The sequence below is a fragment of the Sphaerospermopsis kisseleviana CS-549 genome (assembly GCF_028329225.1).
Taxonomy (GTDB): domain Bacteria; phylum Cyanobacteriota; class Cyanobacteriia; order Cyanobacteriales; family Nostocaceae; genus Sphaerospermopsis; species Sphaerospermopsis kisseleviana.
Genome location: NZ_JAQMTI010000303.1, coordinates 1 through 18648, shown reverse-complemented (window position 1 = coordinate 18648; position 18648 = coordinate 1). Strand labels below are relative to the sequence as shown.

The window sequence follows — 18648 nt, the reverse complement described above, 5'->3', positions numbered from 1 at the left end:
GTTACTCCCAAAACCATATCACCAGATATTCAATTAAATTCTTCTGAAGCAAATAATCAAATTACCTCAGAAAATCAAACATCGGAAATTACAGAATTCACCACAGAAGAGAACACAGAAATTACTCCTGTTACTCCCAAAACCATATCACCAGATATTCAATTAAATTCTTCTGAAGCAAATAATCAAATTACCTCAGAAAATCAAACATCGGAAATTACAGAATTCACCACAGAAGAGAACACAGAAATTACTCCTGTTACTTCCAAAACCATATCACCAAAATCTGAAGAACTTTATACACCAGATGCAGCTATAATTAAACCAGAGAATACTGATATATCTAATATATCTAATATATCATTGCCAAAAAATACAGATAATTTGCCGATTTTGAGAAATAACATTGACAATGAACAAATAACCGCATCTGAATCAATATCAGAGTCAATTTTGGCATTTGAAAACCTTGATTTATCAACTTTTATTAATCACTCACATATATCAGATATATCAGAAAATTCATCTCTTCAAGACAATGAAGACAAAAATTCTAACATTGACATTGAAGCAAATACCGTCTTAAATAATTTACCAGCTTTACCAGCACCTAAAGGTTATGCTACTGGTGGCCAAGTCACCACAACCGCAGTGGAAAATTATCAACCAGTAGCACCTTCTGATACAGTACCTGCAATGCTGACACCAGGAGAATTTGTCATCAACGCTAAAGATGCACAGAAAAATATCCACATACTTAAACATATTAATACTGGCGGTTCACCAGAGGAAATAATCTCGCCTAAATTAGATGTAACTGATAGCAAAACGCCTGAACCAACCAACTTTTCAGACTCTACGACTAAAGTAGATTCTTTTGTAGATAATACATTACAGCGCAAAGAAGCTGAACGAGAAGAACCAACTGTTTTAAATTCTCCTTCCCTGGGTGTAGAAATTGGGAAACAAAGACTTTCCAGAATGAACTCTCTACAAATTAATCCACAACTTAATACACAAATGAATTCAGTAGAAAATACAACTAAAACTTACACAGAATCAACCCCCAATTATTCATCACCTACTTTAATTTTCCGTAAGAATAATTCAAATACCAACACACAAACACCATCTGAATGGACAAGTATTGAAGAACTATTAAATAGTAGTAATAATCAATTCAATAATTATAACTTTAATAGTAGAGAGAGTAACTGGCAAAATGCACCATCTTCTCAAGTTGCATCATCAGAACCATCACAAGCATCACATATTTTTACCAAACGACTTTCTACACCTCAAGGTTTTGCAAATGGAGGAGAAGTTACAGCACCGGATATATCAAGGGATATCGCACCGATAACAGAGACGATACAAAACCCATACACATCCTTACCAACAGAAGAAAATGAAAGTAATGAAAATAATAAAGATGATAATGCAAAACTTGAAGCTTTAGCCCAAGAAATTTATTACAGATTACGACAAAGAATAGAAATAGAAAGAGAACGTCAAGGAAAATATATAGGTCGTTTACCTTGGTGATTCTATTTTATATTTTATATTTTGGATTTTATATTTTGGATTTTGGATTTTGGATTTTGGATTGAAAATAGACTGCTGTATTAAGGAGGAAAAATAAAATGGCAAATCAAAAACTGGTAAAAGCAAAACTCGTAGCTTATAACGGAGAAGCACCAGACATTGAATTAATGTTTAATCCCGCAGATATTAGTTTTTCTAGAACAGTAAATTGGTCAAGTCAGCAAGGAAATAGAGGTACTACCTTACTTCCTAAAGTTAACTTTTCCGGTGTTGAACCTTATAAATTTACCTTAAAACAGTTAATATTCGATACCTATGAAACCAAAAAATCAGTAATGAAAGAGTATATAGATAACATCAAAAAAGGAGTAGAAACTATTAATGGTTCACCAGATAAACGTCCACCTGTTTACATATTAACTTGGGGAAGCGAATATTTTTATTGTGTCATGACCAGTTTAACTTACACATTAAATATGTTCTTAAATGACGGTACACCAGTAAGGGCAATAGTAGATATATCCTTACAAGAAGTAGATAAAAATAATATGCCAGGAGGTAGAGAATCAGCTTCTCAAGGTGCAGCCAGACAAGCAGACTCGCGGATTTAATAAATAATTCAATCAATATTCAATCAATATTCAATCAATAGTTGATAAAATTACAGCAGATTGCAAATCAAGGAGTACAGAATCAAAATTAAAACCTATACACCAAGCCAGTTTTACTCCTGACTCCTGCTGCATTGATATACATTTTATCTCATGAAATAAAAACTAAAATCTTATGCCAGACAAAAGCCTGTATTTAAGTGAACCAAAAATTCAAATAGAAGGACAAGACGCTTCACCGGAATTAATGAAAGATTTATTAGAAATTACCGTAGAAGAGAGTCTGCATTTACCAGCAATGTTTACCCTGGTAATACATAATAGTTATCTGAGTACAGTTGAACGTGCAGAATACCAAGAATGGAGACACGAAAAGCTGTTTAAAATTGGCACACAAATCAAAATCGGGTTTATTTCCAGCACTACCCAAGATAGTAATTTTAAGAAAAAAGACGAACAGAATTTAATTGAAGGGGAAGTGACAGCAATAGAAGTTCACTTTAATGAAAAAACCGAAGCACCCATTATTATTCGTGGTTATGATGTTTCCCATCGGTTGCATAGAGGGCGTTATAATCGTTCTTTCTTGAATCAAATGGATAGCGATATAGTCAAACAAATTATAGGAGAAACGGGAATTTTACCAGGTAAAATAGATTCTAGTGGCGTAAACCATGAATATGTGTTTCAAGAAAACCAAACTAACATGGAATTTTTGAGAGAAAGGGCGGCGCGGATAGGTTATGAATTATTTATTCAGGATGGAAAATTAAACTTTTGTCAACCAGAAAGTCAGGAATCTTTAAACCTGAAATGGTTAAATGAAATTAGTAAATTTAGTGTGCGTGTTACCAATGTAGAACAAGTGAAAGCTGTAGAAGTGAGAAGTTGGGACTTTACCCAAAAGAAATTAATTACCTCAGAAGTAACAGCAGAAAAAGTAATTACAGAAACAGGAAATGGCAAAGGAAGCAAAACAAGTACAGCATTCAAAGGTAAACCATCCAACCCAAAAATGATCGTTGTAGATCAACCTGTTGCTACAGAAAACGAAGCTAAAAAAATGGCTCAAGCTTTGTGTGATGAGCTGGGGGGAGAATTTGTTTATGCAGATGCTCAAGCTTATGGAAACCCCAAAATTAGACCAGGGAGGGTAATCAATATTCAAGATATCGGCGATCGCTATAGTGGAAAATATTATGTCACCGAAACACGCCACTTTTATAATCAAAGAGTCTACACCACAAATTTTAGTGTGCGGGGGTTAAGAGCAGGTAATTTATTTTCTACTTTATCAACACAAACACACCTGCAACCAGGACAAACTTTTTTAATAGGAATAGTCACCAATAATAAAGATCCCAAAGGTTGGGGAAGAGTAAAAGTAAAGTTTCCTACACTCAGTGAAGAACATGAAAGTCACTGGGCTAGAGTAGTAACTGCGGGTGCAGGACCCAATCGAGGTTTTGATTGTTTACCAGAAGTAAATGATGAAGTTTTAGTAGGGTTTGAACATGGAGATATTCACCGTCCTTACATCATTGGTAATGTGTGGAATGGAAAAGACGCACCACCAGAAAAAGTAGATGATTCAGTTGTTAAAGGAGTGCGATTACGTACTTTTAAAACCCGCACAGGACACACCATGCAATTTGTAGAAGAAGATAAAGGAGGAAGTAAAACAGGTATTCGTTTAGAAACCACCAAAGGACACAAAATTTATCTCAATGATAGTGAACAATTTATTGAGATTAAAACAAAAGGCGGTCATACTATTAAAATGGATGACAGAGGTAAAACAATTTCAATAGAAACCTCCGGTAAACATAGCATTAAAATGAGCGATGCTAGTAAATCAGTTACCATCAAATCAACAGGCAATATGTCAATAGAAGCCCAGGGAAATCTTGACATTAAAGCTAATGGTGTAATAACTGTCAAAGGTTCATTAATTAAATTAAATTAATAATGACTTATGCACAAGTCACGGAATAACGAACCACAGAGGCACAGAGATCACAGAGAAATAAGAGTTTTAGAGATATTTTGTGTAATTCTATTCTCCTGACTCCTGACTCCTAACTCCTGACTCCTGACTCCTGACTCCTAACTCTAATTATGTCCAAACCAGCAGCCCGAATTACCGATAACGTAGCCCATCCCTTACCCCCAGTATTAACAGGCGGACCCGGTAGCCATAATGTACTGATAGGCAACTTACCAGCATGGAGGGGGATACCAGCGGCCGCAGTTGCCGCTTTACAGTCTGCCAAACAAGCAAGCGATACAGCCATCCAAGCCGCTGAAGCTGCCACCAAAGCCGCAGCAGGTACACCAGGCGCACCAGCGGCCTTAGCTGCTGAACAAGCTGCCAAAGCCACCGCCTCGGCGACAATGAGTAGCATGATTTCCGCTGCTGCTGCCTCCTCACCTCCGGGAATGGCAGATATTCATCAATGTGCTACACCCTTACCCGTACCACCCCACGGACCAGGTGTAGTTATTGATGGTAGTAAAACAGTATTAATCAATGGTTTACCCGCCTGTCGTATGGGCGATACCATTCTAGAAGCATTGGGTCCGACTAATAAAATTGTCAAAGGAGAGATAACAGTTTTGATCGGTGGATAATTATCTATTCCCAATTCCCAATTCCCAATTCCCAATGAATTACTCGACTTTTGGCGAATAGGCTTATACCTGTAATGTCGGTATCTTAGAGAATTAAAGATTTAATAAATCCTGAAATCCTGGATATTATCTCGACTTACTTCGACATAGTTCGACTACGCTCACTAACCACTCAGTACAAGTCGCGGTAGTTGAGCGTAGTCGAAACTCGATAACCACCTGATTCTTACAGTTATGGTCTATAGCCAACAAAACGAAAGAGATTATTTAGGTACTGGTTGGGCTTTCCCGTTGCAGTTGAACTTGCAAGGGGGAATAAAACTCAGCAGTGATGCTCAAAAAGTTAAAGAGTCTATCTGGATTATCCTTCGTACAGGGGTGGGTGAACGAGTTTATCGCCCTAACTTCGGTTCGCGCTTGTCAGAGTTGGCCTTTGCACCATTGAATACTGATACTCTACTGCGAATACGTCTCTATGTTTTAGAAGCTTTGGAAGTTTGGGAACCCAGAATTATTGTAGATGAGGTGTTGACCGAACCTGACCCTGTGCTGGGCAAAGTAGAGATCATTATCAACTATCGGCTCAAGGATTATGCTGATATTCAGAGCTTTGTTTATCCATTCTATTTGCTGGCTGCTGGGAAGTAACTTGTAATATTAAGCCCTGTTAATTACTAATAATTCTCTTGTTCCCTGTTCCCTGTTCCCCATCCAAACAGATATGATAACTATTCAAATAGACATGATATGAAATTTGACTTTTTACCACAATTACCTACTTCTAACTTAGACGATCGCACCTTTGATGACTTGGTGGAAGAAAGTCTCATGCGTATCCCGCGCTACTGTCCCGAATGGACAGATCACAATTTGAGCGATCCAGGGATTACGCTGATAGAAGTATTTGCTTGGTTAACTGACCAAATGTTACTCAGGTTTAACCAAGTCCCACGTAAAAATTATGTCGCTTTTTTAGAATTATTAGGTATTCGGCTGCAACCACCAGCCCCAGCCCATACAGAATTAACTTTTTATTTAAGTTCTGATCTACCTCAAGCATACACCATTCCCGCAGGTCTGGAAGTTTCCACGGTACGCACTGAAACTACACCAGCTATTACCTTCAGTACAGATTCACCTTTAATTATTGGTAAACCCCAGATTCAGCATTTTTTAACCGCCCAAACCACAGAAGACACCCCCCAATCTCTGCGAGAAAGATTGGTGAACTCCTGGACTCGTCAAAACAACGGTTTCTGGACTGGTAATGAACAAGCTATATTTAACGAACAACCCCAACCGGGAAACTGTTTTTATTTAGTAATTAATGGTGATGCAGCTTTGGATGGTAATGTGTTAGAAATTACTTTCCAAGGAGCAGCAGCCACACCGACAGGAATTGATCCCAATCAACCGCCCCGATACTGGGAAGCTTGGGATGGGGAAAATTGGCAACCAGTGTTATTCAAAGAAACAGACGACCATACCAGAGGTTTCAGTTTTTACGAAATTGAACAACAAGGTAGTAATGCTGCCCAAGGTGCTGATGTGCGGCTGCATTTACCCCAAACTTGGCCTGTAACAACATTTACCGTGTATCGTGGACGCTGGCTACGCTGTCGGTATACTACCCCAGGTAGCAATCAAGGGGTTTATAATCGTCCACCGCAAATCACTGGGTTAGGAGTGCGGTCTATAGGTGGTACTGTTAGAGCTACCCATAGTACCCTGATTCAAGATGAACGCTTAGGTATAAGTAACGGTAAACCAGGGCAAATTTTTCAATTACTCATGACACCAGTATTAGAACGTCGAGAAAATGAGTATATTGTTGTCACTCCCCCCGGTGGTTTACCCCAGACTTGGCAGGAAGTGAGAGATTTTGCTGATTCTGGACCCCAAGACCGTCATTACACCATTGATTCTATTACTGGTGCTGTGCAGTTTGGTCCATTGATTCGAGAACCAGGACAACTCAAACGCCAAACAAAACAGCGATCGCGCATTCAACAATCCAGCACAGAAGACACCGTTGTACAATTTAGTGATATTGATAACGCCCAAGAACATCAATATGGAGCCGTACCGCCACGGGGTGCAGAAATCAGAATGCTGACTTATCGCACAGGAGGTGGTAGAGAAGGTAACGTCCAAAGTGGCGCACTCCAATTTTTAAAGTCCGCATTTCCCTATGTGGGTAGTGTCATAAATTATCCGCCAGCCATTAATGGTGCAGATGGGGAATCTTTAGAACAAGCAGTCATCAGAGCGCCGCGCATCCTGCGTACCCGTGATCGAGCAGTCACAGCAGAAGATTTTGAAGTTTTAACAAAACAAGCAGGAGCAGGAGCGATCGCCAGGGTGCGATGTTTACCAGCCAACGCTACCAGACAAGCAGGTACAGTAGGTTTACTGGTTGTTCCCTATGCCAATACAGACGGAATTGAATTTGGCGAAGGTATTGCACCACAACAATTTGCTCTGAGTCCCGCACTACAAGAACAAATTCTGCAATACTTGGATGAGAGAAAATTATTAGGCGTACAAATCCAACTGCAAGAACCACAATACGTAGGTGTTTCTGTACAAACAGAGGTAATTTTAGAACCTGCCTATAACAACCCTTTAGCCAGAGCAGAAATCCTTCGTCATCTGAGAGTATCCCTGTATAAATATCTCAACCCCTTAACTGGAGGCTTAGAAGGCAAAGGTTGGCCTTTTGGAAGACCAGTTTACACCTCAGATATTATCGCCTTAATGCAGCAAACCCCCGGTGTCCGTTATTTAGGGCGAGTCTTGCTATTTGCTATCCGCAAAGAAGGAGATACATGGAGGCGGCAATCTTCCCCAGAACAAGTAATAGATCCCGGCGCACAAGGTTTAATCTGTTCTTGGGCTGATAATAACCTGCGTTCTGGGCATGATATCCAAATCAGTAATCTTTAAATCAACAAACTTTAAGGAAAGATTTTATGGTGCAAAGTCGTTCCAGTCCTGCTATTCGCATTCACTTAACCCCAATGCAAATTCCTGAAGCAGTACCAGGAGCAGGTTTAACATTTGCAGGGACAGAAAGCATGGATGCAGCAGCACAGAGTTTAGTCTTGCATCCAGGAGAACCCAGCGAAATGGTTGTGCAAGTACAGAACTTAGAACAACGGCCTGTGAGGGTAAGTTTAAAAGTTGAAGGTAACTTTCCTGCTGATTGGTGTCAAATAGGTGGCACAGAAGGCAGTGAAATTCCCCCACGGGGACAAATGGATGCTGTACTTTATTTTTCTGTTCCTGCCAGCTTTTTTGAAGATCAACAGGCAATTGTTCCCGGACAACAAGATAAATTAAATCTGAATTTTCGCAGCTTAGTTGTTATTAATATTGACTCAGGAACAGAGAGAGAACAAATTCAACACAGCGATTACTTTGATTTATATGTTCGTCCCTACAGTTCCTACATGGAATTTTTACCTGTTTTATATCGGGAAGTAGACTTGATTGGTCGCTTCATGAAAATATTTGAACAGGCTTATCAACCAGCCATTGATAGTTTTAACGTCTTATGGGCAAATCTTGACCCCTTAACAGCACCAAAAGCACTATTACCATTTTTAGCTCACTGGGTGGCTTGGGAAGTAGATTCAGTCTGGAATTTACATCAACAACGGCGTTTAATTCGTCGTGCAGTTGAGCTTTATCGTTGGCGAGGAACTCGTAAAGGTTTGCGGTTATATTTACATCTTTATACAGGTTTACCTTTAGATGAGGATATACCTAATGAAACTGATAAACATATTAGTATTACCGAACCCTTTGGACCTAGTTTTGTTTTGGGTACAGCACAATTAGGTAGTGCAGTTTTAGCAGGTGGTGAACCATTTCATTTTCTAGTTTGTTTGCGCCCCCATCACCGGAATATGAACCTCAATGAACAATTAATTCGCCGAATAATTGAGCAAGAAAAACCCGCTTTTTGTACTTATGATTTAGTGATAGAAAATTTTAGTAATTGAATATCTAAATTCTATTTGTTTTTTGTTAATCCAAAATCCAAAATCCAAAATCCAAAATCAAATGACTCATCCTTTCCCACCTCCACACATCCAACCTTTAGAAAGGTTACAACCAACTGATGGTTTACTGATTAATGCAGAACGTTGGAGTAAAGCTCATGAATATCATCGTCTGCGTCAAAATACCCACTATCAAAGTTTAAATCAACCAGGAATTGTTTGTGGTTTAGGTGTGCGGCTAATTCCTGCACCCCGTCAATTTGAAGCTAAATATCGAGATGGACGTTGGGTACAAATTCAACCAGGAATTGCTATTGATATGAATGGCAATTTGATAGTTGTACCTACATCTTATGATTTTCCTATTGATTTAGAAGTAGCTACTTCTGAACCGCTGATGATTTACTTAGTAGTCAGCTATGTAGATCCTAATGAATTACGGCGTGGACAGCAAAGAGATGTTGTCCAAGAAACCTATCGTATTGATCAAAGAAACTCTACACCAGATGTTTCCGAAATAGAAATTTGTCGCATACTTTTAGAACCAGGACAAAATTCAATTATTCAGCCAGCGGATGCTTTTTATCCTGGTTATAATAATATTGATTTACGTTATCGTCGTCATGCCCAGGCACGTCCTCAAGCCTTAGTGAAAATTGCACAAGTTTCTCATAGTGATGGTGAATATGCTCGCAATTTTTTCAACCTTGCTTACTTATTGCAATCCGTAGAACCTTTATACCCAAATTTGCGCGGTGCTGATGAACCTAGTGAGGTTTCCCTATCAGAAAATATCCAAGAATATGATTTACTTTATCTTACAGGTAGAGAGTCACTATCTTTGAATAATGTTGAGTTGGAATCACTAAGAAATTATTTAAATTTAGGTGGCACATTGTTAATTGATGCCCCTTTAGATGCTAATGCTTTAATTGAAAGTATCCAGGCCTTAGCACAACAATTAGAAAGTCCTTTAAGACCATTAACAGAGTTACGAAGAAGTCACCCTTTAAGGACAAAACCTTTCTTGTTTGCTGCTTTACCTATAATCAATCAACAGTTAATCCAATTATTTTTAGGTGGGGGAATAATTTTAATAGTTGGTGATTTAGCATCTGCATGGGGAATAGATAGAGAATTTAATTTACCCCGGTTAACTATTCGCACAGCCCAGGAATTAGGAATTAATATACTTAACTATGCTTGTCAAAGAAGAAAGTTGATAGGTTTGCAACAAGAGGACAGTTCAGGAAAGTGGTAGTTTTGAGAGGGATCGATAGTATTTTGTATTCTGTTCCCTTTTCCCTAGTCTTCACAGATAACTTTTTGATGCCACCTCTACGTGGGAAGTAACAATGTGATAAAAGTTACGGAATACTACTTTTAAAACATCCTCTAAGACCAAAAAACTCTGCACCTCACCCTTTTTGGTAAATCCTACAAGTGGAACAGCCATCTTGCCTGTTCCATAATACTCCAGAATATTAGGATGTAACAGCTTATGAAATCATTGATTTTGATTATTTTGTGTCACTACGCTAGTCCTGTTCTTCTGTACTTCTGTAATCAGTGATTCAAAATCACTATTATTATTACCACCTCTAGTCAATAAATCCCTAATTCTATTAGTGATAGAATCCAAATTTCTAGACATTAAACTACTTAGACTTTTCACAAGGTTTTTCAACTTCTCAAACATACTCAGTTCGACAGTTAAATATTCATTACCACGGGGATATACAACCTTGCCTTTTTCTGTCTCGTAATATTCACCTTCAGGCATCAACATTGATTTTAGCGGGTTTTCTTGCCTTGCCATGTCTACTTGGGGGGGTTTATTACTTAGGAATAAGACATCATAAATTTTGCCATTCCAACTAGCCCAATAATGATTTTGGAAGAACCACCTCTTACCATGATCACAATTGCGTTTTCTGCCTTGGTAAACAGTTTCGTCCGCTTCACTTAAAAAGGGTTTCTTAATTTGTTCAATCGTCACATTTGGAATACCAAAATATTCTTGCGCTACTGTTTGAAATGCTTCAGCTAAGGTTCTACAATCTCCTTCTCTTGTTCCTGTTAACAGAGTTGTCCCCTGTTTATAAGTCATTGTGTATTTAAATGATATGTTTTTGAAATTATTCAACAATTGTTCTAGGATTTTTTCCTGTGGTGAATTTTCATCTATGCCTTTAACTAATTCCTTCCCTACTACATGATTATTCAAAAACTGTTGTTTGGGATTAGCAGCGCTGTTATCTGCTGTTGCCACATTGCCAGCTTCATTTTGGCTAGTTGCAGTCTGTGAAGTTTGCTGTTTTTGGATGGTATCTTGATTAATTTGATTAACTACATTCGAGGCAACTGTATCTGCTTCTTGTTCATATTGGTCTCCTGGTTGACTAATATTTAACTTTGCCTGTACCAGTGATGGTGAACCAGAAGATGATATTTTTTCAGGATGACGAAAAGCTATTTGTCCCAGGTTGTGACCAAAACCATACCCTTGTTGAACGCGACTATATAACACATCATTCATTTTGGCTTGTAACAGGGTCAGTTGTGTTTGTCCTTCTGGGGTGATGGTGCCATGTTTAGCTTGCAGTTGTAATTTTGTCGCTTCTATTTGATTTTGTTGAAATTCTTGATTTTCAATGTCTGTTTGTGACAGGGTTTTATTTGTGTGCTGTTGAGTTTTGTTAGTAGATGGGCGTGACTGAAACTGAGTTTCTTCTGACTGGGTAGCCAAGGAGTCAGCTTTTTTGGAAATTTGCAACCTTTGTTTCATCGCTCACCTCACAGATTAACAAAGTAATTCATAACAATATTATCTCACTTAGCTACAGGTGTGATAGTTTCGACTTTAGTCTAGTTTTTGGGGTTTAAGTGGAAGGGCAGGCGATCGCTTGATATTCAAGACAGTGGCTACAAGAGCGATCGCACCAATATGTTTAAGCTGTTGTCCAAGGCGATGAGCATACAATTTGTGATGAGTATGATTTACACAAGCATTTAGATTATATTCACTATAATCCAGTCAAGCATGGTTTGCTGTCTTGTCATCATTTGCGGGGATGATCCCTAATAGTCTGGAATAACCCCAGTAGCTCTGAGGATATCACCTAAAGTACCACCAGCAGCATGAGGAGTAGCAGAGCCTCCAATCAATACTATATATCCCTGAAGTAATCGCTGATAAGTTGCCTCAATATAATTCCTTCGTGCTTGTCGAGGTCCAATGCCTGCCTGTACCTGTTGCCACATAAACCCGTTGTATTCACGGTTTCCATCAGCCATCCACCGAATTGCTGCCTGTTGGCCAGTTTCAGTGCCTATAAGGCGCTCAAATAAGCTTGGAGCGCGTACTTGCATTAATTGAAATAAATAGGTTTCATCTGTAACAGCTTCGGCATAACCAGCCCAAAATAAACCTTCTCTCTTGATTAAAATAATATCTGTTCTTAATGGGCTACGTCTTGAGTATCGGTAAATACCATCATTAGCTTCGAGGAACTGTTGCCAAACATCTTGAGGAACCCAGCTTGGTCCTGATGGTGGTCTTGTCAGTGATTGATCAGAAAGTTCTTCAATTTGTTGCCTTACATGAGGACGCATTCGATCATAAAGCTCCGACCGAGCAGCAAAACGAGTCTGTGCCAATTCCCAATTCGTATCCCCAAGGTCCAGTTCTATGCCATCTTCACTACGAACAAGTCCTGTACGAGGACGAAGTTCAGTGATAGTTGGATTGAATTGGTTGCCCCAAATGTATTGAACTACCTCTGGTCGAAAAGCAGGTCGATTAAACACCAACCAAAGTCCATCTCTCGCAATAATCCTTAAACCTCCACTTTCTTCTGCAACTTCGGGGGATGAACTAGAAGATGTTCTAGCTCTTCTAGTTGTACTTCTTCGCGAACGTGATGTTCTACTAGGTTCAGCTTGTGTTGGTAGCGGTTCAGCCACTTGAGAAGCTTCACCAGAAATTGATTCCTCTCCTCCGACAGGTGTAACTGAATCAGGTTCTCCTGCTAGGATTGCACGTTGACGATCAGTAGGGGCTACAGCATCTATATCTTGCTCTTCAAAGGTATCTTGTCTTCTTCTAGCTCGCTCCGCGTCAGCTTCGACAATACCTGGCTCACCAAATATCTCTACAGGGGGCAACCCAGCAATTGGATCATCCGGGTTATCTAAGTTATCACCTAGTGATACAAACTCCCAAGCACGCCGCAAACGTAACAACATAGGAGCATTTTCAGGAAGATATGGATTATTGAGGCGTTGCGCTCTTGCTTCTAGTTCTTGCCTTGAAAGCTGATCTAACTCTGGATCAGAACGCATCATTTGAGAACCAGCCTGTTCATAAAAGCCACTGGGGTCAAGTGCATAAGACCAAGATCCTTCTTGAACAGCAGGACTAGCTACCTGTTCACGTGTATGGAGTGCAGCTCCCTCTTCACTTTGTTCAGGACGAGATATATGTGCTATCTGTTCTTCATCTGACAGCGCACTAAAGGCTTCATGGTGTTCATCCATCACAAAATGTTGCGTTGGTATGCCTCCATACTCGGCTACGATGCTTTCGACATAACTACGTTGCTGTGCAGGTTGGTTTCGCAGGGAAGCAGGAGCAGTTCCCTGTTCAATGAGGATTTCAACTGTTTCTTCAAGCGTCAGATTTTGTTCATCAAAAGGTAAGATTGCATAGCCTTGATATCCGTGAGGAGCGCGAACTTGAGCCTGACCACCAAAAAATCTGCGTAATGCCTGCATAGTTTGTCGATCTTGACCTATTCTACAAGCACGTATTTCAATCACGGTATTTTCATCGATCGCTTCACCAATTACTGCTGCGCGATTTCTTTGAAATCTACGATGTATTCCTTCACGAAACTCACTTTGTAAATCTCGCAAAGTTTCAGATGTTACTCGCTCTTCACTACCACTAAGTGGCGAAATTAAAAGTGAACCTTGTGTTGTTGCTGCTTCACCAGTTTCGGGATTTCCTTCTTCTTCCTCATCCGTAGGTGGTGCTAGGACTGCATGACTTATAAGTATTATCTCTCCAATATGTATATCCCTAGCTTGGCAATCCTCGTATAATTGTGCGAACATCTGCTCAAGACTATTAGCTCTGAAGCTTCTATAGTCAGGGTAGTTAGCTTCAATAAAAGTACGTGCCGCTCTTCCATAGGCATCGCCATTAGCAAAGAAGAAAACATAGTTTATTTCTTCTATTTCCTCTTGCGTGTCAATTGTGTGAGGATTATCATCGCGCTGAACAAGACTAGCAGTAGAAGTTTGCAATTGCATCTGTGTGAGGGTATGTTTATGCTTATCGCCGCTTTGCTGCACAACATGATTTAATTCATGCGCTGTCAACTCATTATTTCCTGGTGCTTTCCCTTCCCCAAAATAAACATCACTGCCATGAGTAAATGCCTGTGCGCCTAATTCCTTACTCATCTGCACTGCGGTATTATCTGTATGTACCCGCACACTACTAAAATCTGCACCAAAACGGGGTTCCATGAAGTTCCGCACGGTATCACCTAGAGGACTTCCCCCTCCCTTACTGCTATTTAAGCGACTTTCAATACTATCCCCAGCTTCTAAACTGCCATTACTTGACCTTTGTAATAAAGGCTTAGTTTGTATTTTCCCTTCTTCCTCTTCACAATCTGTACATTTACGTTGTAATAAATTCTCTCCGTGCTGTACAGAAGTGCTAACTTGATCGGGTATAGCCATCCGCATAATTCTATTAGCTACCCAGTCTGCTTCTTGTTCATAGGGATCGCCTGGTTCTCCTACTTTTAACTTTGCTTGAGGACGACGAAAAGAAATGCGACTGATATCGTGACTCAGAGGTTTTTCTTGGATAGTTAGTTGTTCTAAAGAACCCTGTTCAGCAGCTTGTACTTCTTGTTGTTCTGTGGATATATCAGCTGCTTTTTGAATGATATTATTTGTTGGTAAACCAAAGCCTCTTGTGGGATTGGCTAGAGTCGGGGTTGTGGATGAAATAAGCGAAGGTTGAGCAAAATTGGTTGCTGTTGTTTTCTTGCGGGCAAAGGTGCGATCGCTCATCCCTCCCTCCATTTATCGCTGAGACGAAGCTGATGTTTTTAATTTTATGGTTTTTTAGATGGCGATCGCTTTCGACCTAAGTGTAATTTTCTCTCCTCAAACCCAACCACCAATTTCTACCTCTGTTAAAGATTTCTCTAACTTAGCGTATTCTGTCCGCGCTGCTCGTAATAAATGTTTCATCTGCACTGGCTCACCCGCATCCGCAGCCAAAAAAGCTGCATTTAAGGCTATATTACGAATATTGCCCCCAGTCACACTTAACTGCGCTAATTTCTTGGCATCTAAATCATGAGTTGGTGTACTTTTTGGGTAAACCCGTCGCCAAATTTCCGCACGTTGCACTGCATCTGGAAAAGGAAATTGAATTGCAAACCGAATTCGTCTTTGAAAAGCTGTATCTAGAGAATTTTTCAGGTTTGTGGTTAGAATTGCTAACCCTGGATAACTTTCCATCCGTTGCAGCAAATAGCTAACTTCTATGTTGGCATGGCGATCATGGCTATCTTTAACTTCGCTACGTTTACCAAACAAAGCATCCGCTTCATCAAATAATAGGATCACTCCCCCTTCTTCTGCTGCATCAAATACCCGACGCAGATTTTTCTCAGTTTCACCAATATATTTACTCACTACGGATGATAAGTCAATGCGATATAAATCTAAGTGTAATTCATGAGCCAATACTTCCGCTGCTAGGGTTTTTCCTGTACCACTACCCCCAAAAAATAAGGCACTAATCCCTAAACCGCGAGTATTTTTAGCTGCAAATCCCCAGGTTTGATATACTGTAGCTCGTTGACGGACGTGAGCCGCTATTTCTCTTAACATTTCGGATTGGGCTGGAGGTAATACTAAATCTTCCCATCTGGCACTGGGGGGAATACGCTGTGCTAGTTCATCTAACCGGGGGCGGGCTTGTTTGCGGCAAGCATCCCATAAAATCCTGCTGATATCTTTTTCTTGCTCCTGGGCTAATTTTCCGGACGCTTCTGCATAAGCAGCGCGAATGGTGGTAGGACTAAGGTTAAATTGTGCTACTAATTTTTTGACTTGTCCGTTTAATTGCGGTTCTAGATGGGATAGGGTTTTTTGCCAAAGTATGGTTTGTTCTTCGGTGGTGGGTTTGTGAACATCAAAACTGACTACTGGGCGTTGCTGTATTGCCATTCTTTCCCGACTTGTCACCAACACAAAACCATTGATCCGTTCTAGAAAACGTCCGATATGATGAGTGCGATCGCCTTCTGTAATGTCAACTTTATCACAGTCAATCAATAAAGCACTTTGACTGAGAATAGCCTCTCTTTCCCACAACCGCAACAAAGTTTCCATCTCCATTGGAGCAGAAGGAATAACTTGAGCAGACATGATATGTATTGTCATTCCTAGCATTTTACAGACTGTGGCAGCGATCGCTCGTTTGCTAGTAGGTTCAATGCCACATAACTGTAAAATTGGTAACTTTTCTTTTTGAGATGCTTGCATCCAGACGGCTGCTATTTGTTCGGCGAGTTGTTGCTGTGAAGCGACTAATTCTCCTGCCTCTGGTAAAGGTTCAACAATTCCCGCCAGTCTTTCATCCAGGTATTGTGTACCGATAAGATAGTGTAAAATTCTTTCATCAATTCGCAGAGGACTAAGAGTTAACGCTCTACCTTCACCTAACTCAATTAACCGCCAATATCGTAGTTTACTATCAGGGGCGATCGCATCCCAATGGGAATTTGGTAATGTTGCTAAAGCTAAACCCAAAGTTGGATAAACTCGCTGTGGATCTCCTTGAGCTAAAGCACAGACAGCTGCAAAATCTCCATAAAACTCCATACAGGCGCACATCAGCAGTATATCCCTCTCAAAGCTAGTCAGACCAAACAATTTACATATCTGCTCTAGTGCTGGTGGTGCTGACATTCCCGCCCTAGCAGCTTGTAACGCTTGTTCTCCCAACTGCTGTTGTTCTCTAGGTTCAGATGGCTGTGTTTTTTGAGCAGATGCTTCTATCGCACCACGCACCATAGCCAAGGCTGATAATAAGTAAGATTCATTACCCTCATACCACTGTTGCCAATTGTGACTGATTTTTTTTGCCTTCATTGCACAGCCTCAGATTGATTTACGTTACTGCTCTCAATTAATACCATCGAAGCTTGATAACTAATTGACGGTCGATAGTGGGTTTGTAAAGCTGACCATATCTTAGAACTGTCTTCCATATTCAAAAATTCAGGAGAAAGTTTAATCTGTCCCAGTTGTTCCACTAACTCAGATACAGATACCCCCGCCAAAGCTTGAGAAATCAGACTTGTGGTGTTACTTGTAGCGGCAGTTTTTAAAGCATTTGCAATCAATTCCGAGGAAATAACAGTTGTTCTGTGTAATAATTGCATCGCATAACCCAGTAGCAATTCTGCCTGAAAATCCTTAGCACCATAAGCGGTTAATAGGTAGTGTAAGTTTAAAGCCAGTGGTGGATTTACAGAACGCGGACTTTTATTTATACTATTGATACTATTAATGCTGGAGTGTTTAGTACGAAATTCCTGAGATATCCAATCAACATTGCGATTCTGGGTAACTTGATAAAGAAACAAATTGAGTTGCGCCCGCTCATCACTTCCCACTTTAATTAAATCCGGTGGTATGGCAGTAACCAGCACATCACCAACACTAGCAGTAATTGAATCACTGACTAGCCCGTTTTCCAGTAAGTCTTTCAGCACTGCGGTGACAGCAACTATAGAGAGCGCGTTACTCATCATCATTCCTCACAGCACCAGCACAAGTTGATCACTATACACCTCACCAAATATTTTTCAGGCTTTGTGCTAAAACTTTAACATTCAGCATAGTATCAATAACATAAATTTTATAAGAAGTTTATACTTGTACTTGCAAATAATATCAAATCCGTATTTTACCTAATTCCACAAGAGACATTCACAGACTGGTATTGCTGTATGCTAAAGCGAAAGCTTCGCTAACCCATAGTGTGCCATTAGCTAATGGCTAAATGCTGAATATTTCAGTAGGTAGGCGTTAAAAACTGTCCTTATGACAAAGTAAGAGGTAGAAGGTAGGAAGGAAGAGGTTTTAAGCATTTTTACATTTCTTTACGTACATCGGTTTTTTCATGCCGACTTACTTACAACCTCTGAGAAGATGTTGTAATCATGAAAAGTTCCTATGAAAACTAAAAATTTGGCTTGACGTAGGTAATGATATAAGCTGAAATTAAAATAAGTGAAACTTAATTATGAAAAAATAGGCTAAAAACCCTTAATGCTTCGCTGTGAGCATCAGCCGATAGTGTAGCGTGGCATTAGCCATATAGTTAAGTTTTGGATCTGGGTGGAAAAACTTGACCTTCCTTCAGGCAAGGGGACGACAGTTACTTCACTCAGGGAAACCCTTTCGGCAGTTCCTTCTGGGGTAAACCCCCAAGACCGGACTGCCTCACCAACGCACTGCCTCACGAAAGCCATTTGAAGCGTTTACGCTTCAGTAACTTGTGATATAATCGTTATCACAAGAAAATCGCCGAAAGGCACGGAAGCCACTTGGCTGTCTTACAGTGGAGGAAGTGCCAACGGCGAATTTATTCGCCGCGAATATGATATGATTGGACTGCGAGTAGGAACAACCATCTACACGAAGAAGTATTTTGATAAGGAGAAACCCCTGATTTATCTCGTCTCGGCATTTGACCGCAGCCTGGGTAAACAAGCAAAGGCAAATATGGAGTGTAATACCGCCAAAAT

13 protein-coding genes are annotated in these 18648 nt (G+C 40.0%); 8 read left to right on the top strand and 5 right to left on the bottom strand.

The window, feature by feature from the left end:
• The 8 genes from PN497_RS23650 to PN497_RS23615 form a co-directional block, all read left to right on the top strand.
• A partial coding sequence (locus tag PN497_RS23650) for a hypothetical protein (protein WP_272110953.1) occupies positions 1–1545 on the top strand: 1545 nt, incomplete at its 5' end.
• 98 nt (positions 1546–1643) lie between these two features.
• A complete protein-coding gene (locus tag PN497_RS23645) occupies positions 1644–2156 on the top strand; it encodes a CIS tube protein (protein WP_096564854.1) in 513 nt (170 codons plus the stop codon).
• A 175-nt stretch (positions 2157–2331) separates the two neighbouring features.
• Positions 2332–4122 (top strand): VgrG-related protein, encoded by a 1791-nt coding sequence (locus PN497_RS23640; RefSeq protein WP_096564855.1) that lies wholly within the window; start codon positions 2332–2334, stop codon positions 4120–4122.
• 152 nt (positions 4123–4274) lie between these two features.
• The gene (locus PN497_RS23635) at positions 4275–4787 is read left to right on the top strand and encodes a PAAR domain-containing protein (protein WP_190651356.1); all 513 of its coding nucleotides are present in this window, start codon (positions 4275–4277) and stop codon (positions 4785–4787) included.
• 234 nt (positions 4788–5021) lie between these two features.
• A complete protein-coding gene (locus PN497_RS23630; protein ID WP_096564857.1) occupies positions 5022–5435 on the top strand; it encodes a GPW/gp25 family protein in 414 nt (137 codons plus the stop codon).
• 99 nt (positions 5436–5534) lie between these two features.
• Entirely contained in the window at positions 5535–7733 is a 2199-nt protein-coding gene (locus PN497_RS23625; RefSeq protein WP_096564859.1) for a putative baseplate assembly protein, read from the top strand.
• Positions 7734–7759: 26 nt separating this feature from the next.
• A complete protein-coding gene (locus PN497_RS23620; RefSeq protein WP_096564861.1) occupies positions 7760–8794 on the top strand; it encodes a phage tail protein in 1035 nt (344 codons plus the stop codon).
• Positions 8795–8855: 61 nt separating this feature from the next.
• Positions 8856–10055, top strand: coding sequence for a DUF4159 domain-containing protein (locus PN497_RS23615; protein ID WP_096572520.1), 1200 nt, complete (start codon positions 8856–8858; stop codon positions 10053–10055).
• A gap of 51 nt (positions 10056–10106) precedes the next feature.
• Here the strand turns inward: PN497_RS23615 and PN497_RS23610 are convergent, their stop codons facing one another.
• The 5 genes from PN497_RS23610 to PN497_RS23590 all read right to left on the bottom strand — a co-directional run bounded on the left by PN497_RS23610 (position 10107) and on the right by PN497_RS23590 (position 17652).
• On the bottom strand, positions 10107–10250 hold the full coding sequence (locus tag PN497_RS23610) for a hypothetical protein (protein ID WP_190651358.1): 144 nt from the start codon (positions 10248–10250) through the stop codon (positions 10107–10109).
• A 51-nt stretch (positions 10251–10301) separates the two neighbouring features.
• A complete protein-coding gene (locus PN497_RS23605; protein ID WP_096564863.1) occupies positions 10302–11582 on the bottom strand; it encodes a hypothetical protein in 1281 nt (426 codons plus the stop codon).
• Between the two features lie 293 nt (positions 11583–11875).
• The gene (locus PN497_RS23600; protein WP_272110950.1) at positions 11876–14887 is read right to left on the bottom strand and encodes an eCIS core domain-containing protein; all 3012 of its coding nucleotides are present in this window, start codon (positions 14885–14887) and stop codon (positions 11876–11878) included.
• 96 nt (positions 14888–14983) lie between these two features.
• Positions 14984–16984 carry an ATP-binding protein gene (locus PN497_RS23595; protein ID WP_096564867.1) on the bottom strand — a complete coding sequence of 667 codons (2001 nt, stop codon included), beginning with the start codon at positions 16982–16984 and terminating at the stop codon, positions 14984–14986.
• Complete coding sequence (locus tag PN497_RS23590) at positions 16981–17652, bottom strand: DUF4255 domain-containing protein (RefSeq protein ID WP_236104086.1); 672 nt, start codon at positions 17650–17652, stop codon at positions 16981–16983. Before PN497_RS23590 ends, PN497_RS23595 begins: the two co-directional genes overlap by 4 nt.
• Positions 17653–18648 lie beyond the last annotated feature (996 nt).

Coding starts and splice junctions, on each gene's coding strand:
- PN497_RS23645 (WP_096564854.1), top strand. CDS start 1,644: ATGGCAAATCAAAAACTGGTAAAAGCAAAACTCGTAGCTTATAACGGA.
- PN497_RS23640 (WP_096564855.1), top strand. CDS start 2,332: ATGCCAGACAAAAGCCTGTATTTAAGTGAACCAAAAATTCAAATAGAA.
- PN497_RS23635 (WP_190651356.1), top strand. CDS start 4,275: ATGTCCAAACCAGCAGCCCGAATTACCGATAACGTAGCCCATCCCTTA.
- PN497_RS23630 (WP_096564857.1), top strand. CDS start 5,022: ATGGTCTATAGCCAACAAAACGAAAGAGATTATTTAGGTACTGGTTGG.
- PN497_RS23625 (WP_096564859.1), top strand. CDS start 5,535: ATGAAATTTGACTTTTTACCACAATTACCTACTTCTAACTTAGACGAT.
- PN497_RS23620 (WP_096564861.1), top strand. CDS start 7,760: ATGGTGCAAAGTCGTTCCAGTCCTGCTATTCGCATTCACTTAACCCCA.
- PN497_RS23615 (WP_096572520.1), top strand. CDS start 8,856: ATGACTCATCCTTTCCCACCTCCACACATCCAACCTTTAGAAAGGTTA.
- PN497_RS23610 (WP_190651358.1), bottom strand. CDS start 10,250: ATGGCTGTTCCACTTGTAGGATTTACCAAAAAGGGTGAGGTGCAGAGT.
- PN497_RS23605 (WP_096564863.1), bottom strand. CDS start 11,582: ATGAAACAAAGGTTGCAAATTTCCAAAAAAGCTGACTCCTTGGCTACC.
- PN497_RS23600 (WP_272110950.1), bottom strand. CDS start 14,887: ATGAGCGATCGCACCTTTGCCCGCAAGAAAACAACAGCAACCAATTTT.
- PN497_RS23595 (WP_096564867.1), bottom strand. CDS start 16,984: ATGAAGGCAAAAAAAATCAGTCACAATTGGCAACAGTGGTATGAGGGT.
- PN497_RS23590 (WP_236104086.1), bottom strand. CDS start 17,652: ATGATGATGAGTAACGCGCTCTCTATAGTTGCTGTCACCGCAGTGCTG.